This window comes from Arthrobacter sp. SPG23 (assembly GCF_000876655.1).
GTDB lineage: Bacteria > Actinomycetota > Actinomycetes > Actinomycetales > Micrococcaceae > Arthrobacter.
The window spans coordinates 115,413-138,594 of record NZ_JYCN01000004.1 but is presented as its reverse complement, the minus strand read 5'-3'; the positions used below and the strand labels follow the sequence as shown (position 1 = coordinate 138,594).

Genomic DNA, 23,182 nt, shown 5'->3' with positions numbered 1-23,182 from the left:
GCCTCAACTTTAGCCGTCCAGCTTCCAGCGGTTCGCCCGGTACGAGTTGCCGATCTTCTCCAGCGCCTCCGGGTTGGCGGCCCAGTAGCTCTCGTGCCCGCTGACCCCCATCATCTGCGGCGTGCCCCACGGGGTGACGGTAAACAGGTTGACGGCCCGGATGGCGTCTCCCCCGGCGTTGGTGCAGGTGAACCCGACCACGACGGCGGCCGCGCGGCGGAACTCCCGGATTTCCGGCGTCGACGCCTCAAAATTACTGGCACACTTGTGGCCGACCAGGTGCTGCGGCAGTTCAGCGGCGGGGATGGCCTTGAGTTTGGCCTCAATATCCTTGATCGCGGCCTGCACCTTTTCAGGTTCCTTGCCGTACTTGCCTTCCTCTGCTTCGGCGAAGAACGAGAAGGCCGTGGAGATGCCGTCCCCGTCGCGCTCTTCAGTGCCCTTGGCGATTTGCTGCATGGGGGCGCCGGTGGAGGGGTCCTTGGTGATCCCGAACGTGTCGTCGCTGCTCCAAGCGGACAGGTAGGAGAACGAGGATTCCCCGGTGACAAACCGGTTGTACAGCGGGTCCTCGGCGGCCGGAATGTTGGCGGGACCCTGAAGGTCCTCCCATCCGGCCGGAAGCGGGAAGGCCCCGGCGGGCATGCCGTCCGTACCCGGATCAGCCGACGGCGCCGCGGATTCCGCAGGGGCGGCGCTCTCCTCGGCCGCTTCCGATGACGCCGCGTCGGAGGACGTTGCCGCCGGCAGGGGGTTGTCCTGCGCCTGCGGTTTGCTGAACGCCGGGATGACCCAGACGAACACGGCGACCAGCGCAACGATCACGGCGGCGCCAACGGCGGCGAGCACGATGACCAGGTTCTTGTTGTTGCGCTGTTCAGGGTAGGGCTGGGGCTGGCCCGCGTAAGGCGGCTGTGGAGGGTAGGGCTGGGGCTGGAACTGCTGTGGCGGGTACGGAGGAGCTTGGTGCGGCTGCGGCGGGCGGGGGACCTCCGGGTACTCGCCGGTCTCGCCTGCCCGGTTGTCCCGGGGCGGCGGTGCACTGTAGTTGTTGCTCATGGTGGGCCCTTTCAGGTGCTGGCGGGCATCCCGGGGTTTCCTGGATGCCTGCTGATATCCGGCGGCGGGGATCTGCCGGCGCACGCCGGCACAACAAACCGCCGCGGATATCCCCCGATCCGTGGCCGCTGGCACACAGGTGCCAGCTTCGAGCCTAACGGAAAGGAACGCCCCGGCTGTCCGTCATTCTGCGGGCCCCGGATGTTCCTGCGCCCGAAAAATGACAGACTGGGACCCGGAAACCGGCACATCAGCGTTGGAGGATCAGCATGGCAGAGTCAGACGAAGTACGTTCATCGGCAGCGGTTTACCGGAGCGGCCAGGAGATCGAGTGCTGGCTGACTGACATGGACGGTGTCCTGGTCCACGAGAACCAGCCGATTCCCGGCGCAGCGGAACTGATCCAGCGCTGGGTGGACACTTCCAAGCGCTTCCTGGTACTCACCAACAACTCCATCTTCACGCCCCGCGACCTGGCTGCGCGCCTGCGCTCCTCCGGCCTGGAGATCCCCGAGGAGAACATCTGGACCTCGGCCCTGGCCACCGCCCAGTTCCTCAAGGACCAGGTGCGCGGTTCGGACTCCGGGAACCGCGCCTACACCATCGGCGAGGCGGGACTGACGACGGCGCTGCACGAGGCCGGCTTCATCCTCACCGACCAGAACCCGGACTTTGTGGTGCTCGGCGAAACGCGCACCTACTCGTTCGAGGCCATCACCATGGCCATCCGGCTGATCCTTGCCGGTGCCCGCTTCATCGCCACCAACCCTGACGCCACGGGCCCGTCCAAGGACGGCCCCATGCCCGCCACCGGCGCCATCGCGGCCCTGATCACCAAGGCCACCGGCCGTGAGCCCTACATTGTGGGCAAGCCGAACCCCATGATGTTCCGTTCGGCCATGAACCAGATCGATGCCCACTCCGAGACCACTGCCATGATCGGCGACCGGATGGACACTGACATCATCGCCGGCATGGAGGCTGGCCTGCACACGGTGCTGGTCCTCAGCGGCATCACGCACAAGGACGACATCGCCGCGTACCCGTTCCGTCCCAACCAGATCCTGAACTCGGTAGCCGACCTCAAGAGCCAGATCTAGGCCGCAGGTTCAGAACACAGTCATCCTGGGGCCGCCGGAAGGCAGCGGGAAGATCTCATCCTGCAGTTCCTCGATGATGGGCCGGTAGACGAACGGGTTCCACTGCGGGCTGGCATGCGCCGGCAGTGCATCATCCGTGCGGCGGTCGGTGGACACCATGTTGGCCGCAAACGTCTGCGCCCACGACTGGCGGGCCGTCTCGTACTTCACGGTGCCGTCACGTGGGTTGCCGATGAAGGCCATCCGGGTGCCGCCCAGCTTGCCGGCGAACCGGGTGGCGTCAAAGTGGTAGATGTAGGCGGATTCGGACTGGATCAGCACGCTGGACGGGGCGATCGGTGACAACTGCTCCAGGCTCTGGTCCAGCACCTGGCGCCAGGACCGTTCGTCCTTGTGCATGATGCGTTCACCCAGCTCATACCCGCCGCGCAGCACGGTGGGCACCCGGAAGCCGCCCTCGTAGAGGACCACCACGCCCTCGAACCAGCTCTGGTCCAGGACGTCGAACTTGCTGTACGGACTGGAGTCCAAGAGGATGAACTCCACCTCCACGCCGTGCAGTTCACGCAGGCGGGCCGCCACCTGGGTGGCCACCATGCCGCCGAAGCTGTGGCCGTAGAAGTACAGGCTGGTCAGCTGCTTCGCCCGCACGTGTTCGATCACTGCGATCACGATCTCGTCAATGTCCAGCCCCTCGTTGGAATACCCGACGGCGGCCAGCTGGCCGCGCTGGCGCAGGGCACCGCGCAGCGAGTTGAGGATCCACTGCGCCTCTTCCCAGCTGGTCTTGTAACCGGGAAACAAAATCCAGCTGGCGTTCGGGTAGTAACTCTCCGCGAAGTCATCGCGGACAGTCAGGATCCTGTTGGTGCGGCGCTCCGCCTGGACGTGCCGGGTGAAGAACATGTCTGCGGCCAGCACCGCCGCCGCCCCCGTCCCTGTCAGGAAATTGCGCCGGGAAAACCTCTTGAGTTCGGCAGCATGCTTGAGGAGGCGGCCCTCGGCTGAACCGGGGCCGCCCTCAGGCTGTGGTGGCTCCTGGACACGCGGCACACCTCTACCGTAGCCACAGCGGAACCCGGATATGAAACCCGCGAAACCAGCTAGATCACGGGCTCCGCCGGACGCGCCGACAGGCCGTCTGCTGAGTGCTTCCGGCCGGCTTCGGCGCTCTCCCGCCGTGAGATTTCCATCCCGATCGCGTCATACTGCGCCAGCAGCTCCGTTCCGGCAATCGCGGCGGGATCGTCCAGGAGGCCGAAGATGGAATCGCTGGCTGCCAGGAGTTCGTCGTCGGAGTACTGGGCCAGCGGCCCGCATCCCGAGGGGTCGATGGAGGCGGCGAATTCGCCGCTGATTTCAATTGTCTGCAGGGCCGATCCGGCCTCGGGAGAAAGGGACTCCCGCCGCGGCATGAATTCGAGGGACACGCCGGAAACGGTCGAGGTGTCGCCGTCGGAGGCGCCGCCGCCGATCGCGTTGAGGTCGTTGCGAAGCCCCACCAACGCAGGCGATTCCACGAACGCGGCCTGCGAGAGATCCACGCGGATGTGGGCGGTAATTCCCATGCGGCGGATGCGCCGGATGACGTGCACAAGGGCGGGGCGGGATTCCTGGTTGAGGCTGCCCCGGACCTCGATCCGAACAACATCGGCTGCGACGTCCAGCTTAACGAGGGCATGAAGATTGCGGTCCATAGGTACTCCAAAAAAGGGTGTCTATGGCCGACGGCTCAACCTTGGCTAGCGTATCCCCCGCGGGGCGGCGCCACAAGCCTGCACTTGGCGGCTATCCAGCCTGGCTTCGGTCTTCGCGGCGGTCCTGGTTCCGGGCCGTCGCGCGCCCCTGGCCGCGGTCCTGGCCCTGTCCCGGCTCCTCGAAGTGCGTGCGGGTGCCTGCCCCGCCGACCGAATCCACCAGCGACTTCGCGATGTCCCGCAGCTTGACGTTGCTGTTGCTGGACGCGTCGGTCAGGATTTGCACTGCCGCCTCCTGGCTGCAGCGGTTCTGCGCCATCACAATTCCGATGGCGATGTCGATGGTGGTCCGGGATTCCAGCGTGGCACGGAGGTTGGTGGCACTGTCCGTGTGCAACGAAAAACGGACAGCCAGTCGGAGCGCCTGCGAGATTTCACGGGTGTACTCGCGGGCGCGGGCCGCTGCTTTTTCGTCAAACTTGCGCGGGACATCCGAGTAGAGGTTCAGCGCTGCCTTGGCTTCCCCCTGGAGGCTAAAGGGAAGCGACAGCACCGAACGCAGCCCGTGCGAGGCGACGGCGTTGGCATAATCGGGACCCCACCGGTCTTCTTCGAAGAGGTCCGGGACGTGGACTTCCCGTTCCTCCTGCGCGGCGGTCAGGCACGGTCCCTGCGACAGCCGGTACTGGATCTCGTCCACTTCACGGGCGGAGTCGCTGCTCCAGCCGATGGTGGCGGCCTTGCGGTCCCGGAGCAGGGTGATGCCGCAGAGTGCATCGTCGCCGTCGCCCGCCATCTGGTGCGCGGAGAAGCGCGCCAGTTCGTTGAGGAAGTCCTCGAAATCGGCACTCTCCAGGATGAGGTTCTGGATCTGGTCGACGGTGGTGGGTGCCGGGTTCGACGGGAGCATGGCGCGTTCTCTCCAGGTGCGTGACTTGAAATTGAGCTACGCAAATTGTAAGGTCACGCCTCTTGGCCGTCCAAGCGGGGTTTGCTTCCGGCTGAATTGTTCCCCCGGCAGGCGCCGCCGGTAACTGCTCGCTAGTTCAGGCCGAGTTCATCTTTTCCGAAGGCGAACAGGTAGGGGACGCCGGCTTCGGCTTCGATCTTTTCCTTGGCGCCGGTGTCGCGGTCCACAATCACGGCGACGGCGACGACGTTGCCGCCAGCATTGCGGACGCCCTCGACGGCGGTCAGCGCGGACCCGCCGGTGGTGGAGGTGTCCTCCAGGACCAGGACCTTCCGGCCCTCCACCGAGGGGCCCTCAACCTGGCGGCCCATACCGTAGGACTTCTGCGCCTTGCGGACCACGAAGGCGTCCACGGGCCGGCCGGCGTCGACTGCGGCATGCATCACGGCGGTGCCCACCGGGTCCGCCCCCATGGTGAGTCCGCCGGCGCACTCAAAGTCGATCCCGGCGTCGTCCATCAGCGACAGCATGACCTGGCCCACCAGCTTGGAGGCCTCGTGGTGCAGCGTGATGCGGCGGAGGTCAATGTAGTAGTCGGCTTCGGCTCCGCTGGACAGGATCACCTTGCCGCGGACCACGGCGAGTTCCTTGATCAGTTCAAGCAGGCGGGCACGGGCGGCAGCAGCGTCAGCTGCAGGGAAGCTGGGAGCAGTCATGGGCTCCAGTTTAGTGGCTCCGCGGTGCGTGCCGGCCCGTGCCCACGTCGCTGGGGGGACAGACTGGCGGGCGGACCGGAAACCCACGGGACTTTCTACTCTATGCAGCTTCCCCGGCGAGGAGTCCGATTGAACCATGACGGCCGGAACCGCTCCATCGACCCGCTGGCCCGCAATCCCCAAGGACCTCCGCGGCCTCGCCGTCCGCCCGAACATGGTGGACTACGACGCCAGCCGCGCCGCTTTTTCCTGGGACGAAGCCCGGCATGCCCTGGCCGGCCTGCCCGATGGCGGCGTCAACATCGCGTACGAGGCCGTGGACCGCCACGCCGCCGGAGAACGGGCAGGCCACGAGGCGCTGCGTTTCATCCGCGCCGACGGTACCGCCCGGTCCCTGAGTTACGCAGAGCTGGCGGAACAGACCGGACGGTTTGCCGGCGTCCTGCACGGGCTGGGAATCGGCCGCGGGGAACGGGTCTTTTCGCTCATGGGCCGCAGTCCGGAACTGTATGTCGCGGTACTGGGAACGCTTAAGAATGCCAGCGTCTTCTGCCCCCTGTTTTCCGCCTTCGGCCCCGAGCCTGTCCGTCAGCGACTCCACCTGGGATCCGGCCGCGCCCTGATCACCACCCGGGCACTGTACCGGCGGAAGGTTGCCCAGATCCGCGACGAGCTGCCGGAGCTGGAACACGTGCTGCTCATTGATGCCGAGGGCCTGCCGGACCCCGGAACCCTGGATCTGGCCGAACTTATGCGGGACGCGCAGCCGCTGGAGACCGTGTCCACCCGTGCCGAAGAAATGGCCCTGCTGCACTTCACCAGCGGCACCACCGGCACCCCCAAAGGGGCCATCCACGTGCACGACGCCGTCACGGCGCACCACGCCACCGGCTTCTTCGCGCTGGACCTGCACCCGGACGACGTTTACTGGTGCACCGCGGATCCCGGCTGGGTCACCGGCACCTCCTACGGCGTGATTGCTCCCCTCACCCACGGCGTGACCACCATTGTGGACGAAGAGGAGATGGACGCGGACAGGTGGTACCGGATCCTCGCCGAGCAGCACGTCACCGTCTGGTACACGGCCCCCACCGCACTGCGCATGCTGATGAAGGCCGGGGCGGACCACGCGGCAGGGCACGATTTGTCCGCGCTGCGGTTTGTGGCCAGCGTCGGCGAACCGCTCAACCCCGAAGTGGTGGTGTGGGGCCAGGAGGCCTTCGGCCAGCCCGTCCATGACAACTGGTGGCAGACCGAAACCGGCGGCATCATGATTTCGAACTACCCCGCCATGGAGATCCGGCCCGGTTCCATGGGGCGGCCCCTTCCCGGCGTTGAGGCCGCGATTGTGGCCCGGGACCCGGACGGCAAAGCGGTACTCAGGAACGGCGAGGCTGTCCTCGTGACCGAACCGGAAGGGGTGGGCGAACTGGCCCTCCGTCCGGGCTGGCCGTCGATGTTCCGCGGCTACCTCCACGAAGACGAGCGGTACCGGCGCTGCTTTGCCGGCGGCTGGTACCTCACCGGGGACCTCGCGAAGATGGACGCCGACGGGTATTTCTGGTTTGTGGGCAGGGGCGACGACGTCATCAAATCCTCGGGCCACCTGATCGGCCCGTTCGAGGTGGAGAGCTCGCTCATGGAGCACGAGGCCGTGGCCGAGGCCGGGGTGATCGGCGTCCCGGATCCCGTCGCCGGCGAAGTGGTCAAGGCATTCGTGGAACTCCGCACCGGGTGGCAGCCCTCGGAGGCACTCAAGCTGGACATCATCGGTTTCGCCCGCAAACGGCTGGGCCCTGCGGTGGCTCCCAGGTTGCTGGACTTCACCGATGCCCTGCCGAAGACCCGGAGCGGCAAGATCCTCCGGCGGCTCCTGAAGGCCCGCGAGCTCGGCCTCCCCGAGGGGGACACCTCCACCATCGAGTCGCCTCCCGGCCGCTATCCCGGAGCGCCCGCGTGACCGGCACAGCAGCGCGCGGCACTGGAAAAGCGGACTCCGACCATGCCCGCCACCTGCTCCACCAGATGCTTCGGGTGCGGCGACTCGAGGAACAATGCGTGGAACTCTACAGCGCGGCCAAGATCCGCGGATTCCTGCACGTCTACATCGGCGAGGAAGCGGTGGCCGCAGGTGTCATGAGCACCCTGGCTCCGGACGACGCCGTGGTGGCCACGTACCGGGAGCACGGCCACGCGCTGCTGCGCGGCGTGCCCGCCGGAGCCATCCTGGCTGAAATGTACGGCTATGTGGAGGGCTGCTGCCGCGGCCGCGGCGGCTCGATGCACCTGTTCGACGCTGCCACCCGCTTCTTCGGCGGCAACGCGATCGTGGCGGGCGGACTGCCGCTGGCCGTGGGCCTGGCTCTCGCCGACAAAATGTCCGGGCGCTCCCGCGTGACCGTCTGCTTCTTCGGCGAAGGCGCCGTGGCCGAGGGCGCATTCCACGAAAGCCTGAACCTCGCCGCGCTCTGGCAGCTGCCGGTGCTGTTCTGCTGCGAAAACAACCTGTATGCCATGGGCACCGCGCTGGCACGTTCCGAATCGCAGACCGACATTGCCCTTAAGGCCGCCGGCTACGAGATCGCGTCGTGGTCCGCGGACGGAATGGATGTGCTCGCCGTCGAAGAGGCAGCCCGCCGCGCGGTGGACGCCGTCCGGGCCGGCGGCGGACCGCATTTCCTCGAGCTGCGGACCTACCGTTTCAGGGCCCACTCCATGTTCGATCCCGAACGCTACCGGGACAAGAAGGAGGTCTCCCGCTGGATGGAGCGCGATCCCATCGACACGCTGCGGACCGCGTTGGAAGCCACCGGGCAGTTGTCGGGAAAGGACTGGAAGGCCATCCAGCGGGAGGTGGAGGACGAAGTAAAAGCCGCGGTGGAATTCGCCGAGGCCGGCACCCCGGAGCCGCTGGAAGACCTGACCCGGTTCGTCTACAGCGAGCGGGGCGCGGAATGAAGACCACCTACCGCGAAGCCATGCGGGCAGCCATCCGGGATGCCATCCAGCGCGATGAGCGGGTGTTCCTCATGGGTGAGGACGTTGGCGCCTACGGCGGCTGCTTCGCCGTGAGCCTTGGCTTGTTCGAGGAGTTCGGTCCGGAAAGGATCCGGGACACTCCGCTGTCCGAAGCCGGCTTCGTGGGCGCAGGCATCGGGGCAGCCCTGGGCGGGATGCGGCCGATAGTGGAGATCATGACCGTGAATTTCAGCCTGCTGGCGCTGGATCAGCTGGTGAACAATGCGGCCACCCTGCTGCACATGTCCGGCGGGCAGTTCAACGTGCCGCTGGTCATCCGGATGACCACGGGCGCCGGCCGCCAGCTGGGAGCCCAGCACTCGCACAGCCTGGAAGGGTGGTACGCGCACATCCCGGGCCTGCGCATCCTCACCCCCGCAACCCTTGAGGACGCCCGCGGGATGCTGTGGACCGCCCTGGAAGACCCGGATCCGGTGCTCATCTTCGAGCACGGAACCCTCTACAACGTGGCCGGGGAGCTCGCTGACGACGCCGGCCCCGTGGATATCAGCACCGCTGCGGTCCGCCGCGCCGGCCAGGACATTTCGCTCATCACGTACGGCGGAACGCTGCCGGCAGTGCTCGACGCCGCCGCCCGGTTGGCAGCGGAGGGCATCGATGCCGAGGTGCTCGATTTGCGCGTCCTGCGCCCGCTCGACGACGCCGCCATCCTGGGGAGCGTCGCCAAGACCCACCGCGCCGTTGTGGTGGACGAAGGCTGGCGGAGCGGCAGCATCTCCGCCGAGCTGAGCGCACGGATCACCGAAAATTCGTTCTTCGACTTGGACGCCCCCGTAGGCCGGGTGTGCAGCGCGGAGGCGCCGCTGCCCTACGCCAAACACCTGGAACTGGCGGCGCTGCCCACGGTGGAACGCATTGTTGCTGCGGCCCGGGAGGCGGTAGGGGCGCGTGGGTGATTTCAGGATGCCGTCCCTTGGCGCGGACATGGAGCACGGCAAGATGGTGGAGTGGCTCGTCAAACCGGGAGACTACGTGCACCGCGGCGATGTGGTGGCCGTTGTGGACACGGACAAGACCGTAATGGACGTTGAGTCCTTCGAAGAGGGCGTGGTGGCCGAACTGCTGGTGGATATTGGCACCACTGTTCCCATCGGCACTCCCCTGGCCCGGATCACCCAGACTCCCGACGACGGCGCCGGCCAGGCAGGAGGTCGGCTCGCTGGTGCGCAAGCGAAGGCGGCAGCCGCCCCGGCAGAAGCAGCCGTCACCGCCGCTGCCGCAGAGCCCGAAGGCGCGGCCGCGGCCCAGGTTCCTCCCCCGGTCCGGCACCTGGCACACCAGCTTGGCGTGGAAACTGCAGGGATCCGCGGGACCGGAAAGCACGGCGCCGTCACCCGCGCCGACGTGGAACGTGCTGCGGCCGCCCGGCCGGCGCCGGCCCCGGCTGTCCGTTCAGCCCCGGCAGAACCGGCAGCTCCGGCGGCTCAGCGCACCGCCCCTGCGCCCCCCTGGCACCAGGATCCGGTCCTCGCCGCGGGCGCGGCGGCTCGCGGACCAGCTCGGCGTCGACATCGGCACCGTGCCCGGGACGGGACCCGACGGCGCCGTCACCGAGGCTGACGTCCAGCGTGCCGTCAGCGGACGCGCGGCGCCCGTTCCCGCTGAAGAGCCGCCGGAAGAAGCCATTCTTCCCGGGGTGGAGGTGCCGCACCCGAAGGAGGCACCGCCGTCGGACGCGCAGGACCGCCTGTCCAGCCTCCGGCGGGCCATCGGTTCGCTGATGACCCGGTCCAAGCAGTCCATCCCGCACTATTACGTCAGCACCACGCTGGACCTACGCGCCGCCATCGGGTGGATGCAACAGGTCAACGAACAGCGGCCGGTGGCCTCGCGGCTGGTTCCGTCGGCCCTGCTGTTGAAGGCAACGGCCGTGGCCGCCCGGGAAGTCCCGGAAATCAACGGCTTCTTCACCGACGGACCGTTCCGGCCGAGCAGCTCCGTGCACCTCGGCGTTGCCGTGGCCCTGCGGCACGGCGGACTGGTGGCGCCCGCCATCCACGACGCCGACACCCTGGCCGTGGACGTGCTGATGCAGCAGCTGCGGGACCTGGTCAGCCGGGCGCGTGCCGGGCGGCTGCAGCGCGCGGAAATGGCCGATCCCACCATCACGGTCACCAACCTGGGCGACCTCGGCGTGGAGGCCGTTTACGGCGTCATCTACCCGCCGCAGGTGGCCATGGTGGGCCTGGGCAAAGTGGTGGAGCAGCCCTGGGCGCACGACGGCATGCTGGGCGTGCGGCCCGCTGTCACCGCCACCCTGTCCGCCGACCACCGGGTCAGCGACGGGCTCCGGGGCGGCCGCTTCCTGGCCCGCATCGACGAACTGCTGCAAAAACCGGAGGAGCTATGAACGAGCAGGAGGCACGGCAGGCCGTGCACACGGCCATCAGCCAGGTTGCGCCGGACGTCGACTTTGACGGCCTCGACGAAGGCTCCCGGCTGCGGCAGGACCTCGAACTCGATTCGCTGGATTTCCTCCGGCTCGTCGAGACCATCAACGAGGGCACCGGCGTGGACATTCCGGAACGCGACTACGCCGCGGTAGCCACCGTCAAGGGCCTGATCGATTACCTCGCCGCCCGCGGCTGACCACGGCGGGCAAACGGCGGCGCGTGTTCCGGCCTGGGGCCGAAAGCGATGAGCCGCGGCATCAGCCGCCGCACCACCGGGGCATGCCGGACAAAGAACAGCAGGACCGGCGGAGCCCCGGACCGCTTCCCGGCGAACAGCGGAACGAACACTGCCCGGTGCATCACGCGCTGGACGGTCTGGACAACGACGGTAGGCATCCGGCGCCGCCGTTCCACCGCGGCAAGGTCCTTCACCGGCACCTGCCCCCGGAGCAAGGCCGGTGCCAGCCGCGCGGCCGCCGCCACGGCATCCTGGATGGCCAGGTTGATGCCCACGCCGCCCGCCGGGGACATGGCATGGGCGGCGTCGCCGATGCACAGCAGCCCGTCCACGTACCAGCGCCGCAGCCGGTCCAGCCGCACGTCCAGCCAGTGGAGGTCGTCGAGCGAACGGATGGAGTCCACGCGGTCCGCCAGGTCAGGACGCAAGGCGGCGACCCGCTCCCTGAACCGCTCCACCCCTTCGGCCCGGATCCTGGCGTCTGCTCCCTTGGGGCCGAGGTAGCCCATCTGGTAGTAGTCGTCGCGGAACAGGGCAATCATGGCTTCGCGGTCCCGGAACGCCGGGACGATGCCCGCCACCGCGCCCTGTTCCGAAGCGTGGCGCGGGAGCTTGAACCACCAGGTGTCGAAGGGAACCGGATACTCCTTCGGCTGCAGGCCGGCGGCCCGGCGCAGCACGGAATGGCGCCCGTCCGTGGCCACCACGAGGTCCGCCTGGAGCGCCCCGTCAATGCCCCGCATCCCACCCTGCACCCCGCCGTTCCCACGCGTCCGGTAGCGGACGCCGGTGACCCGCCCGCCGTCGAACATTAACGAGGTGGCTTCATGCTCCATCAGGAGCGTGAACGTGGGTTCGCGGGCGGCCTCGGAGGCGAGGAAGTTCAGGAAGTCCCACTGCGGCATCATGGCGATGTAGTTGTACGGGGGTTTCAGGGACGAGAAATCGCCCAGGGTGACCAGTCCGGCGCCCGGGATGGGAAAGGCGACGTTGTTCAGCTTGCTCTGCGGAAGCTTCCGGAACCCGTCGCCCAGCCCCAGTTCGTCGATCAGCCTGATGGTGGACGCGTGCACGGTGTCGCCGCGGAAATCCCGGAGGAAGTCGCCGTGCTTTTCGAGGACCGTAACTTCCACCCCGGCCCGGGCCAGCAGGAGGCCCAGCATCATCCCCGCCGGCCCTCCGCCGACAACCACGCACCCCGTTCGCTCCATGCACCCACGCTACGCCGGACGCGCCGCCACAGGGAATGGGTCGCGCAAAAGGTCCCCGGACACCGAAACGGCCTGGAGACACACGGATTCGTGTGTCCCCGGGCCGTTTCAGTGTCCCCCGGCCGTTACCGGGTCAGAGCCGGGTGTCAAAGGAATCGCAGAAGACGTTCTCGTTGAACGTCCCCTGGAATTCAGACCTCCCCATGATCTTTTCGATGGTCGCCCGAATGGCCTCGGGCGAGCCTGCGTGGGCGTGGATGGCAGTCTTCACCATCGGCACATCAATCAGGTGGTTGGGCTGGTTGAGCGAGACGAACACGGTGGGGACCTCGGTGACATACCACGGGATCTCCGCGGCCATCGGGGTGGACCACTTGATCCGGATGGCTGCCTCCTGGGCGAAGCCCTTCACGTTGGCGAACACGAAGGCGGCGTCGTACTTGTCCGCGTAGTCGCCGGTGGCTTCCTCCGAGATGACCGACATGAAGTTCACGCCGGTCTCCCCTGCCGCCTCGCGCTGGTCCGCCGTCTTGAACAGGTGCACCTCGAAGCCGGCATTCTCCAGCTCCGCCTTGACGGTGTCCAGGTAGGCCAGCGGGTCAGCCCTGGTGAAGTCCGAGCCGCCGGAAATGCCGTACAGGCGGATCCGCTTGTGCGTCTCCGGCGTGATGGGCAGGTTGCCGGCAGTGTCCTTGACCAGGGTGACGGTCTTGTCCGCGATCTCTGCCGCAATGGCCCGGTGGGCGTCGCAACCGATCACGGCGAGCGCGTCCGCCGGCGGGACCAGCTCGTGGCGTGCCTTCCGGTGGAGGCCCAGGGAGGCTTTCAGTCCCAGGATCCGGCGCAGCGCGTCTTGCAGCCGCTGCTCGGTGATGACGCCGGACTTGTAGCCGTCCAGCATGTACTGGAAGTCCTCCGCCGGGTTGCGGAAGAACAGGAACATGTCGCAGCCGGCGGCGATGGTGGCCGGCACCAGGTCCTTGCGCTTCATGGCCTGGGTCAGCCCGATCATCTGCGAGGCGTCCGTGAGGATCAGCCCGTTGAAGCCCAGCTCGCCGCGGAGCAGGTCCTGCAGCAGTTCCGGCGCCAGCGTGGCAGGCTTGATGTCCTTGTCCGCGAGGCCCGGGCGGAAGTGCCGGGACAGTTCCGGTGCGCCGATGTGGCCGATCATGATGGACTGCACGCCGTGGCCGATCATTTCGCGGTACACGTGCCCGTAGGTCCGGTTCCACTCCTCGTAGCCAAGGGTGTTGTAGGACGTGACCACGTGCTGGTCGCGCTCGTCCATGCCGTCGCCGGGGAAGTGCTTCATGGCGCAGGCGGTGGGTGACTCGCTGATGCCGTCGAAGTACTCCTTGGCGCGCTCCACCACGATCTCCGGGGTGTTGCCGAAGGCCCGGGTGGAGATGACCGTGTTCCGCCAGTTGTAGTGGATGTCCACGATCGGCGCGAAGGCCCAGTTGCAGCCCAGCGCCGCGGTTTCGACGCCGGCCACCTGGCCCATCTGCCGGGCGATGGCCTTGTCCGGGTGCGAACCGGCCTGCAGGTGCGTGGACACGAACGTCCCGTCGTCGCAGCTTCCGGCTCCCCCCATTTCCGGGTTGGAGGCCACCAGCAGCGGGATGCGGGTCTTGGACTGCGCGTAGCGGATGTGTTCCTGCACCGCGGCCGAGGGGCCGGGCCGGTAGCGCATGCCGCCCACGTAGTAGTTCTCCAGCACACCGTCGAGGTACTCCGGGGAGTAGTCGTTGTTGTGGTTGATGAACAGCTGTCCGATCTTTTCCTCGAGGCTCATCGACTCGAGGGTGCTGTTCACCCACTGAACCGCTGCGTCGTCGAGGTTGAACGGCGCGGCCTGGAGGTCGACGTCGAACTGCCGCGGCTGGGTGCCGGCGGCACCTTCGCGGGTGCCCGCTGCCGTGGAACCGGCGACGGCGGCAGCGTTCAGGAGGGCGAGGCCCGCCAGCGCTTCGGTCACCACCTGGTCAACCGGGGCGGCGATGTCCACCACGACGCCGGCTTCGTCGGCGTCGAGCGGTTCCAGGGTGGCGAGCTGCGAATCGAGGAGGGCGGGCGGCATGAAGTGGCCGGTCCGCCCTTCAGTCCGTGCCCTCAGCACCTCTTTGCTGCCGTGCAGGTGCAGGAACACGGTGTCCGGTGCCTGCTCCCGGATGGCGTCGCGGTAGCTGCGCCGCAGGGCGGAGCATGCAAGCACCATGCCGCCGTCGCCGGCGTTGGCGAGCTCGGCGCCCACGGTGGCCAGCCAGGGCCAGCGGTCCTCGTCGGTGAGGGGCGTGCCGGCAGCCATCTTGGCGACGTTCTCCACCGGGTGGAGGGAGTCGCCGTCGAGGAACGGTACGCCCAGTTCGCGGGCCACGAGGTCGCCGATGGTGGTCTTGCCGCAGCCGGAGACCCCCATGACGATGATGCGGTGTCGTTTATCTTGCGTTGTCACGAGCCGTGCCTCACCAGTCATGGACTGTGCCGTCGACGAGGCGGTTGTAGGGCAGGTAGGCCTGCTGGTACGGGAACGCGGCCGCGGCTTCCTCGTTGAATTCGACGCCGATGCCGGGCTTGTCTCCCGGGTGCAGGTAGCCGTCCACGAAGGTCATGGACTGTTCGAAGACCTCGTTGGTCTTGTCCGAGTGCTGCATGTATTCCTGGATGCCGTAGTTGTGGATGGCCAGGCCCACGTGAAGCTGCGCGGCGAAGCCCACCGGGGAGATGTCGGTGGGGCCGTGGAAGCCGGACTTGATCTGGTACTGCGCGGCGAAGTCCATGACCTTCTTCAGCGGTGAAATGCCGCCGAAGTGCGTGGAGGCTGCCCGGACGTAGTCGATCAGCTGTTCCTTGATGATGGTCTGGTAGTCGTACACCGTGTTGAAGATTTCACCGATGGCCAGCGGGGTGGTGGTGTGATGGCGGACCCAGCGCAGCGCTTCCTGGTTTTCAGCCGGGGTGCAGTCCTCGAGCCAGAACAGGTCGTACGGTTCCAGGGCCTTGCCCAGCTTGGCGGCCTGGATCGGGGTCATCCGGTGGTGGCCGTCGTGCAGCAGCGGCAGTTCCGGGCCGAATTCGTTCCGGACGGCTTCGAACACGGTGGGCAGGTGCCGCAGGTATGCGCGGGTGTCCCAGTCCTCCTCCACCGGGAAGGCGCCGCGGCCGGCGGGCTCGTAGTCGTAGCGCTCACCGGAGGCCTGGGCCTGGGCGGCCACGCCGTAAACGGCCTTGATGCCGGGGACGGCGGTCTGGATGCGGACCGACTTGTAGCCGAGTTCCAGGTGCTCGCGGACGGAGTCGAACAGCGAGGGGATGTCCGCGCCGGAGGCATGGCCGTAAGCGCGCAGGCCGTTGCGGGAAGCCCCGCCGAGGAGCTGGTAGACCGGCATGCCGGCCATTTTGCCCTTGATGTCCCAGAGGGCCATGTCCACGGCGGCGATCGCTGCCATGGTCACCGGGCCGCGGCGCCAGTACGAGGACCGGTACAGGAACTGCCAGGTGTCCTCGATCCGGTGCGGGTCCTTGCCGATCAGCAGCTGGGCGACGTGCTCCTTGAGGTAGGCGGCGACGGCGAGTTCGCGGCCGTTCAGGGTGGCGTCACCGATGCCGGTCACGCCGTCCTCCGTGGTGATCCGGAGGGTCACGAAGTTACGGGAAGGGCTTGTCACGAAGACTTCCGCGGCAATGATTTTCACAGCTGTTCCTTTCGAGCGGGGCTGGGGCGAGGCTTAGTTGGTGGAGGTGGGGAGAGGCTTGGCGGCGGCAGCGGTTTTGCCTGCGGCGTCCGGAGCTGCCTCCGAGGCGGCGTCCGGAGCTGCCTCCGAGGCTGATTCCGGAGCTGCCTCCGAGGCGGCGGCTTCGCCGCTGGTGCGGCGTGCCTGGATTTCGGTGAGGATTTCGGCGTGCATGGCGTCCGTGAGCTTGTACTTGGACATGACCAGGACGGCGAGGATGGTCAGCACTGCGGGTATGGCGCCGGCCGCGAGCTGGATTCCGAAGAGGGCGTCGGCAGTCTGTGCACCGCCGGACTTGTAGCCGCCCAGTGCCAGTGCGTAGGCGGCGAGGGCGCCGCCTACGGCCTGGCCGGTCTTGCGGGTGAAGGAGAACAGGGCGTAGGTGATGCCCTCGGTCCGGACGCCGGTCTTCCATTCGCCGTATTCCACGGTGTCGGCCTCCAGGGCCCACACCACGATGTTGACGGCGAGGACGCCCACGAGGCTGATCACGAGGCCGGAGAAACCGATCCAGATCTGGCCGGCAGGGGTGAAGAAGATGATGGCGCCGCCGATGACGGTGAGCACTGACGAGTAGATGTAGACGCGCTTCTTGCCGATGGTGCGGACCAGCCTGGGCATGAACCCGGCCAGCACGAAGGTGGCCGCCAGCTGGATGATGGACAGCACCGGGTACAGGTCAAGGCGGCCCAGGACATCGCGCAGGTAGTAGAGCTGCACCGAGGTCAGCGCCAGGTAGCCGGAGAGGAAGAAGAAGGAGCTGATGCACAGCATCAGGAGGGGCTTGTTGCCCTTCAGGGTTTCCATGCTCTGCCTGACCGAGACGTTCGGGACGGCGCGGTGGACGCGTTCCTTGGCGGTCATCACGGTGAAGAAGTAGAGGGCCGCACCGATCACCACGAACAGCAGGGTGATGGTGGTGAACGTTCCCTGCAGGTCGGCGCCGGGCTTGATCAGCGGTGCCACGAAAATGCCAAGGGCCGAACCCACCAGCAGGCCGCCCACCATGCGGGCGGAGCCAAGCTTGGCCCGCTCCCCCGGGTCCTGGGTCATGGCACCGGCCAGCGAGCCATAGGGGATGTTGACCAGGCTATAGGCCAGGCCGAGTGCCGCGTAGGTGACATAGGCGTAGAGCAGGGTGCCGGATTCGCCCAGCTGCGGCACGGAGAACGTTGCCACGCTCAGGAGCAGCAGCGGGATGGAGCCGAACATGATGAACGGGCGGAACTTCCCGAAACGCTTGCTGAAGGTGCGGTCCACCATGCGCCCGGCGAAAACGTCGGCGAAGGCATCAAAGATCCTGACCACCAGGAGAAGGGTGCCTGCCGCGGCGGCCGAGATTCCTGCAACGTCCGTGTAGTAGACCAGGAGGAACATGGTGGCGGTGGTGAAGGCCAGGTTGTTGGCGGCATCGCCGGCGCCGTAGCCGACGATGCTTAGCTTGCTCAGCTTTTTCATTATTGGGCTCCTTTACCCGGTGCCCGCCCCGTGGAGCCGGCAGAAAATTGTGAAAATGCTTGGTGCTTGGAAAGTCCTGAGCGTCCGGCGGGTGCGAAGCCCCGGGATCCCGCCACTAGCTCTTGTTGTAATCCTAATCACTTGGCAATCAAATGGCAAGCGGTTGCCATAACTTTTGTTGAAAGTTCATTGAAACACCGCTGCCCGGCCCCCGTGATCCGGGAGCCGGGCAGTAGCGCGTGTGCGGAGGACGCTAGAGGGAGACAGCCCGCTCCCCGAACGTTCCGCACAGGTCTTCGATCAGGCCCACAACGGCGTCATCCCCGGCCAGGCCCGGGTCCACCAGGGCCAGCAGGGTACGGATCCGCTCGGTGCCGCTGAGCCGGTTGGCAGCAGCCACCTCGTCAGCCAGGGGATCCTGTAATGCCTCAGCGGCAGCGCTGTAGTCCATCCAGGCCGCAAACATGAGCGCGGCCGCCGCCCCGGACCTGCCCGCGGCACGTTCGGCCTGCAGTACGGGAACGGCGCGCATCCGCAGCTTGGTGCTGCCGTCCATGGCGATTTGCGCCAGGTGGTGGGCAATCCGGGCGTTGCTGAAGCGAGCCAGCAGGGCGGCCCGGTAGGCCGGGATCTGCAGGTCTGCTGCCCCTTCCGAGCCGGAAAGGTTCGCCTCCGCCTCATCCCAGAAGCTTTCAACAGCCTGCAGGCATGCCGGGTCCGCCAGCGCCTGGGCCACAGTGGCGTGCCCGCGGAGCTGTCCCGCGTAGGCCAGCAGGGAGTGCGCGCCGTTCAGGAGCCACAGCTTCCGGTTCTCGTAGGGTTCGATCCCGGCCACGAACACTGCGCCGGCGTCTTCCCAGCGGGGACGCCCGGCGGGGAAATTCCCGCTGAGCACCCAGTTGGAGAACGGCTCGGCCACCACGGGGGAATTGTCCCGGTAGCCGCACGCGGCCTCAACCGCCGCAATGTCCGCATCCGTGGTTCGCGGCGTGATGCGGTCCACGGACGTGCTGACGAAGCTGACGTTGGCGTCGATCCAGCCGGCCAGGCCTTCGTCCCAGGCCCCGGCCATGCCCACCACCGCGTTGCGGGCCACGGTGCCGTTCTTGGAAAGGTTGTCGCAGCAAACCACGGCAAGCGGTCCTCCCCCGGCTGCCCGGCGGGCGGCGAGGGCCAGCACCAGCCGGCCCAGCGGCGTCGTCGGGTTTCCGCTGCCGGAGGCCAGCAGCGCAAGGTCGGCAACGACGTCGGACGCCGTGCGGTCAAGCTGCCCGTCGGAGCCGAGCCGGTAGGCGGCTTCGGTGATGGTCAGGGTGACGACGGCGGTGGCGGGAGCCGCAAGGAGCTCCGCCAGCCGCTGCACGTCCGCGCCATCCACGGCCTCCACGATGCTGCTCACCACCGTGAAGGAGTCGCCGGCGTCGGCGCGTTCCACGACGGTGTACAGCCCGTCCTGTTCCGCCAGGGCCAACGCTGCGTCGGGGCGCCGGCCGGTGAAGGCGGCGATTCCCCAGTCCGCGGAGTCGCCCGCCTGCTGGGTGTACCAGGCCTGGTGTGAGCGGTGGAACGCGCCCAGCCCCAGGTGGACGATCCTTACCGGCGCCTTGGCGGACGGGCGCAGGCTGCGGCTCAGCCGCGGAAGGTGCGCTGCCGGTTCCGCCGTCGGTTGCAGTTCGATGCTCACAGCTTGAACACCCGCCGGGGCGAGCCGTCCACGATATCGACGATCAGTTCGTGTGCGCGGTCCTCGCTGACGCGGTGCTCGGCGACGAGGCGCGCCAGGAAGGAGGCCTCGATCCGGCGGGAGGCGTCGTGGCGCGCGGGGATGGAGCAGAACGCGCGGGTGTCGTCGATGAATCCGGACGAGCGCGAGAAGCCGGCGGTCTCGGTGACCGCGGAGCGGAAGCGCAGCATGGCGTCCGGCGCGTCGAGGAACCACCACGGGGCGCCGAGGTACACGGACGGGTAGAAGCCCGCCAGCGGCGCCAGTTCACGGGAGAAGACGGTCTCATCCAGGGTGAACAGCACCAGGTGGAAGTCCTCGGCGGTGCCGAAGTCCTGCAGCAGCGGGCGGATGGCCTCGGTGTAGTTCACGGCGAACGGGATGTCGTGGCCGGTGTCCGCGCCGTACGCGTTGAACGTGGGCTCGTGGTGGTTGCGGTAGGACCCCGGGTGGATGGTCATGACCAGGCCGTCCTCCACGGACATCCGGGCCATCTGGTACATCATGTGGGCTTCGAAGTCTTCGCGGTCCTGCGCCGTGGCCTGGCCCGAACGGGCGCGGTCGAACAGCTTGGCCGCGTCGCCGGCGTCGAGCTTGAGCGTGGCGGGAGTGCGGACTCCGTGGTCGGCGGAAACGGCGCCGTGTTCCACGAAATAACGACGCCGGTTCTCCAGCGCGGTGATGTACCCGGCATAGCCGGTGGCGCCGTCGCCCGCTGCCGCGATGAGCCGGTCAACGTTCGCGGACCACGCGGGGTGGGCGATGTTGAGGTAGGCGTCCGGGCGGAACGTGGGCAGCACGCGCCCGTGGAAGGTGGGGTCCTGGGCAATTGCCTTGTGGCTGGCCAAGGTATCCAGGGGATCGTCCGTGGTGGCCAGGACCTCGATGTTGAAGTCCTTGAAGAGCTGGCGGGGCCGGAAACCGGGCTCCAGCAGCTTGGCGGAAATCGCGTCGTAGCTGGCGTCGGCGGTTTCGGCGCTGATCTCCTGCCGGAGGCCGAACACGCTGTCGAACTGGGTGCGGAGCCAGTAGCCGGAAGCGGTGCCTTCGAACAGGGGCCAGGCCTTGCAGAACTCGTGCCACACGGCGCGGGAGTCAGGCTCCGAGGTGTTGGAGCCGCGCAGCCGGTCCAGCGGGACGCCGCTGGCGTGGATCAGGCGGGTGACGTAGTGGTCCGGGCTGACCAGCAGCGCTGCCGGGTCCGGGAAGGGTGTGTTGTGCTCGATGACTGCGGCGTCAACGTGCCCGTGCGGGGAAATGATGGGGAGGTCCTGGACGCGCTGCAGGAGGTCGCGCGCAATGCTGCGCGTTCCGGGATCCGCGGGCAGGAGCCGGTCTGGGTTGGCGGCAATCGACTGTGACATAGATCAATGGTCCGGCCTGCCGTGGGCGTTTGTCAACCGGTTGCCAAAAATTGCCACTCCGGTTGCGGGGTGGCTAGGGGCCTAGATTTAGGCTGAGGACACCGTTTCGGTCCGGGGACGCGCGAATCCGGGTGTCCCCGGACCGATTCTGCGTCCCGGGACCTAGCCGGCGGGCAGCAGCCTTCCGCTCGAGCCCCGCAGCACCAGCTCCGTTTCGACGCGCAGCGTAGCCGCCGGGTCCCCCGTGCCGTGCAGCAGGTCGAGCAGCAGGGTGGCGGCGCCCGAGCCGCACTCCCCCAGCGGCGAGCGGACGGTGGTGAGCGGAGGTGTGGTGAAGTCGGCGCCGAAGATGTCGTCGAAGCCCACGATGCTGATCTGGTCCGGCACCACCATGCCCGCGGCCTGGAGTTCCTGCATGAGTCCGATGGCCAGGAGGTCGTTGTACGTCAGCACGGCCGTGGCGCCGCTGGCGCGGACGTCGCGCGCCACCTGCCTGCCGCCGTCGACCGTGGGTTTGGTTGATTCCAGCCGCACAGCCTCAAGCCGGGACCATTCGCAGGCTGCCTGCACGCCTTCCCAGCGGCGGGCGGACATCCAGGACTGCTGAGGCCCGGCAACAAAGGCAACTTTCGTGTGCCCGTTGGCGGCCAGGCTGCGGACCGCCTCGCTGATGCCCTTGTGCACGTCCGGGACCACGCAGGGCACGCCGTCCACTTCGCGGTTGATGACCACCACAGGCTTGTCCCGGGCCAGGACCCTGATGTCGTCGTCGTCCATCCGCGGGCTGGCCAGGATGAGGCCGTCCACGGTGGCCATCATCCGGCGGGCTGCCGTCAGTTCGGTGGCGCCGGACTCTGCGGACTCGGCCAGCACCAGCGTGTAGTCCCGCACGGTGGCGGTGGTCTGCGCCCCGCGGATGATGTCGAAAAAGGTGGGGTTGGTGATGTCCGCGACGATCAGGCCGAAGGTGTTGGTGCGGCCTGTGGGCAGGGCGCGGGCGAACGGGTTGACCTGGTAGTTCAGCTCGGCGGCGGCGTCCTCGATGAGCTTCTGCGTCTTGGCGCTGACCCGGCCCGGCTTGCTGAGCGCGCGGGACACCGTGGAGGGATTGACGCCGGCAACCCTGGCAATGTCGTAAATGGTGGCGTGGGGTTTTCCGTCCCGGGGGTGCTTCTTGGCCGGGCCTGTCGGTGCGGCAGCGTCCGGCGTCTTGGGTTCAGTCACCGCCCCATCCTAACGAGGTAAGAACCCAACTGGGTCGCAGTTAATGTCGTGAAAAGTGCTCATTACGACATTAACTGCGAGCCGGTTGGGCTGAGTTGGCCAGCGGTTGCCGGGAACGGGCCGCCAGCAGGCTCGGGCTAGGAGCGCTCGGGGAACTTGCCCTCGTCCGCGATGCGCTTGTTCAGCTCGGCCAGGAACACGTCCTCGTCGAAGTCCAGGCCCACTTCCGTGCCGGTCCAGCTGGAGAGGTGGATGGCGTTGGCCAGGCGGACGCCGTTGATGCCGTCCGATCCCGGGGCCAGCAACGGGGTGCCGTCCAGGATGTTGGCTGCGAAGTTCTCCAGGACGCCGGCATGCTGCCCGCCCCAGACGGACTCGAACTCGATGACCTCGGTGCTGTAGTACTGCTCCGGGTTCAGCTCGCCCATAAAGAGCTTGCGGACATCGTCCATGTCCATGGCGTCGCTGAGTTCGCGCTCGGGCTTCTTCAGGCGGGTCACCGTGGCGGTCTTGGAATTTTCGACGACGATCTTGCCCTGGTCTCCCAGGATTTCGAAGCGGTCGGTTCCCACGAGGTCGTGCGTGGCGGTGACGAAGACGCCGGTGGCACCGTTTCCATAGTCGACGACGGCGGTGACCTCGTCTTCCACGGCGATGTCGCGGCGGAAGCCGTAGGCAACCTTGGAGTAGACGGACTTGGGCACGCCGCAGATCCACTGCCACAGGTCCAGTTGGTGCGGTGCCTGGTTGACCAGCACGCCGCCGCCCTCGCCGCCCCACGTGGCGCGCCATTCGCTGGAGTTGTAGTACCCCTGCGGGCGCCACCAGTTGGTGATGATCCAGTTGGTGCGGCGGATGGCGCCGATTTCGCCGTTCTCGACGATCTCCTTCAGCTTCCGGTACAGCGGGTTGTTGCGCTGGTTGAACATGATGGCGAAGGACAGTTCCGGCTTGCCCGCGGCAAACTCGTTGAGCTCCCTGACCTGCTTGGTGTACACGCCGGCCGGCTTCTCCACCAGGGCGTGGATGTTGCGCTTGAGCGTTTCAATGCCCATTTCGGGGTGCAGGAAGTGCGGCACGCAGGTGACGACCGCGTCCACATCGCCGCTTTCGAGCATGGTGATGTAGTCGTCGTAGAAGGGTGCGTCCGGGTACTGGGAAGCGGCCAGTTCCTTCTTCGCGGGGTCGGTGTCACAGATGGCGCCGACCACCATGTTGGGGACCATGCCCTCCGTGATGAACCTGGCGTAGGCGCCGCCCTGCTGGCCCAGGCCGATGATGCCGAGGCGTACTTTCTTGCTCATGCGGTGATTCTC

At 67.4% G+C, this 23,182-nt stretch carries 20 protein-coding genes; 7 read left to right on the top strand and 13 right to left on the bottom strand.

What is annotated here, in order from left to right; translation table 11 throughout:
• Positions 1 to 9 precede the first annotated feature (9 nt).
• Positions 10 to 1,059: a hypothetical protein gene (locus tag TV39_RS02330; RefSeq protein ID WP_235347252.1), complete on the bottom strand. Its 1,050-nt coding sequence runs from the start codon at positions 1,057 to 1,059 to the stop codon at positions 10 to 12.
• Positions 1,060 to 1,328: 269 nt separating this feature from the next.
• Between TV39_RS02330 and TV39_RS02325 the strand changes: the two genes are divergently transcribed.
• Complete coding sequence (locus TV39_RS02325) at positions 1,329 to 2,159, top strand: HAD-IIA family hydrolase (RefSeq protein ID WP_011690383.1); 831 nt, start codon at positions 1,329 to 1,331, stop codon at positions 2,157 to 2,159.
• 9 nt (positions 2,160 to 2,168) lie between these two features.
• Here TV39_RS02325 and TV39_RS02320 read toward each other — a convergent pair whose 3' ends face one another.
• The 4 genes from TV39_RS02320 to pyrE form a co-directional block, all read right to left on the bottom strand.
• Positions 2,169 to 3,212, bottom strand: a complete 1,044-nt coding sequence (locus TV39_RS02320) for a thioesterase domain-containing protein (protein WP_043477763.1) — start codon at positions 3,210 to 3,212, stop codon at positions 2,169 to 2,171.
• A 50-nt stretch (positions 3,213 to 3,262) separates the two neighbouring features.
• Complete coding sequence (locus tag TV39_RS02315) at positions 3,263 to 3,856, bottom strand: hypothetical protein (RefSeq protein WP_043477760.1); 594 nt, start codon at positions 3,854 to 3,856, stop codon at positions 3,263 to 3,265.
• 91 nt (positions 3,857 to 3,947) lie between these two features.
• Positions 3,948 to 4,766, bottom strand: a complete 819-nt coding sequence (locus tag TV39_RS02310) for a GAF and ANTAR domain-containing protein (RefSeq protein ID WP_043477758.1) — start codon at positions 4,764 to 4,766, stop codon at positions 3,948 to 3,950.
• Positions 4,767 to 4,897: 131 nt separating this feature from the next.
• Positions 4,898 to 5,482 (bottom strand): orotate phosphoribosyltransferase, encoded by a 585-nt coding sequence (gene pyrE / locus TV39_RS02305; RefSeq protein ID WP_043477755.1) that lies wholly within the window; start codon positions 5,480 to 5,482, stop codon positions 4,898 to 4,900.
• A 136-nt stretch (positions 5,483 to 5,618) separates the two neighbouring features.
• On the opposite strand from pyrE, the gene acsA reads away from it, so the two are divergent.
• The 6 genes from acsA to TV39_RS02280 are packed head-to-tail and all read left to right on the top strand — an operon-like array spanning position 5,619 to position 11,110.
• Positions 5,619 to 7,442: an acetate--CoA ligase gene (acsA, locus tag TV39_RS02300; RefSeq protein ID WP_043477752.1), complete on the top strand. Its 1,824-nt coding sequence runs from the start codon at positions 5,619 to 5,621 to the stop codon at positions 7,440 to 7,442.
• Positions 7,439 to 8,440, top strand: coding sequence for a pyruvate dehydrogenase (acetyl-transferring) E1 component subunit alpha (gene pdhA / locus TV39_RS02295; RefSeq protein WP_200890929.1), 1,002 nt, complete (start codon positions 7,439 to 7,441; stop codon positions 8,438 to 8,440). Before acsA ends, pdhA begins: the two co-directional genes overlap by 4 nt.
• Entirely contained in the window at positions 8,437 to 9,417 is a 981-nt protein-coding gene (locus tag TV39_RS02290; RefSeq protein WP_043477749.1) for an alpha-ketoacid dehydrogenase subunit beta, read from the top strand. The genes pdhA and TV39_RS02290 overlap by 4 nt, the downstream gene beginning before the upstream one ends.
• Complete coding sequence (locus TV39_RS22450; protein WP_235347251.1) at positions 9,410 to 10,081, top strand: biotin/lipoyl-containing protein; 672 nt, start codon at positions 9,410 to 9,412, stop codon at positions 10,079 to 10,081. The genes TV39_RS02290 and TV39_RS22450 overlap by 8 nt, the downstream gene beginning before the upstream one ends.
• Entirely contained in the window at positions 9,981 to 10,871 is an 891-nt protein-coding gene (locus tag TV39_RS22445) for a dihydrolipoamide acetyltransferase family protein (protein WP_326941409.1), read from the top strand. Before TV39_RS22450 ends, TV39_RS22445 begins: the two co-directional genes overlap by 101 nt.
• The gene (locus TV39_RS02280; protein WP_043477746.1) at positions 10,868 to 11,110 is read left to right on the top strand and encodes an acyl carrier protein; all 243 of its coding nucleotides are present in this window, start codon (positions 10,868 to 10,870) and stop codon (positions 11,108 to 11,110) included. The genes TV39_RS22445 and TV39_RS02280 overlap by 4 nt, the downstream gene beginning before the upstream one ends.
• On the opposite strand, the gene TV39_RS02275 is transcribed toward TV39_RS02280, so the two are convergent.
• The 8 genes from TV39_RS02275 to TV39_RS02240 all read right to left on the bottom strand — a co-directional run bounded on the left by TV39_RS02275 (position 11,089) and on the right by TV39_RS02240 (position 23,170).
• Positions 11,089 to 12,363 (bottom strand): FAD-dependent oxidoreductase, encoded by a 1,275-nt coding sequence (locus TV39_RS02275; protein ID WP_043477743.1) that lies wholly within the window; start codon positions 12,361 to 12,363, stop codon positions 11,089 to 11,091. The genes TV39_RS02280 and TV39_RS02275 overlap by 22 nt on opposite strands.
• A 133-nt stretch (positions 12,364 to 12,496) precedes the next feature.
• Positions 12,497 to 14,782: a gluconokinase, GntK/IdnK-type gene (locus tag TV39_RS02270; RefSeq protein WP_235347258.1), complete on the bottom strand. Its 2,286-nt coding sequence runs from the start codon at positions 14,780 to 14,782 to the stop codon at positions 12,497 to 12,499.
• A gap of 46 nt (positions 14,783 to 14,828) precedes the next feature.
• A complete protein-coding gene (gene manD, locus TV39_RS02265) occupies positions 14,829 to 16,058 on the bottom strand; it encodes a D-mannonate dehydratase ManD (protein WP_043477737.1) in 1,230 nt (409 codons plus the stop codon).
• A 33-nt stretch (positions 16,059 to 16,091) separates the two neighbouring features.
• The gene (uidB, locus tag TV39_RS02260; protein ID WP_043477734.1) at positions 16,092 to 17,555 is read right to left on the bottom strand and encodes a glucuronide transporter; all 1,464 of its coding nucleotides are present in this window, start codon (positions 17,553 to 17,555) and stop codon (positions 16,092 to 16,094) included.
• A 253-nt stretch (positions 17,556 to 17,808) separates the two neighbouring features.
• Positions 17,809 to 19,239, bottom strand: a complete 1,431-nt coding sequence (locus TV39_RS02255) for a mannitol dehydrogenase family protein (RefSeq protein WP_235347249.1) — start codon at positions 19,237 to 19,239, stop codon at positions 17,809 to 17,811.
• A complete protein-coding gene (gene uxaC, locus TV39_RS02250) occupies positions 19,236 to 20,642 on the bottom strand; it encodes a glucuronate isomerase (protein WP_043477732.1) in 1,407 nt (468 codons plus the stop codon). The genes TV39_RS02255 and uxaC overlap by 4 nt, the downstream gene beginning before the upstream one ends.
• Before the next feature lie 162 nt (positions 20,643 to 20,804).
• Complete coding sequence (locus TV39_RS02245) at positions 20,805 to 21,866, bottom strand: LacI family DNA-binding transcriptional regulator (RefSeq protein ID WP_052500464.1); 1,062 nt, start codon at positions 21,864 to 21,866, stop codon at positions 20,805 to 20,807.
• Between the two features lie 137 nt (positions 21,867 to 22,003).
• Complete coding sequence (locus TV39_RS02240; RefSeq protein ID WP_043477729.1) at positions 22,004 to 23,170, bottom strand: Gfo/Idh/MocA family protein; 1,167 nt, start codon at positions 23,168 to 23,170, stop codon at positions 22,004 to 22,006.
• Positions 23,171 to 23,182 lie beyond the last annotated feature (12 nt).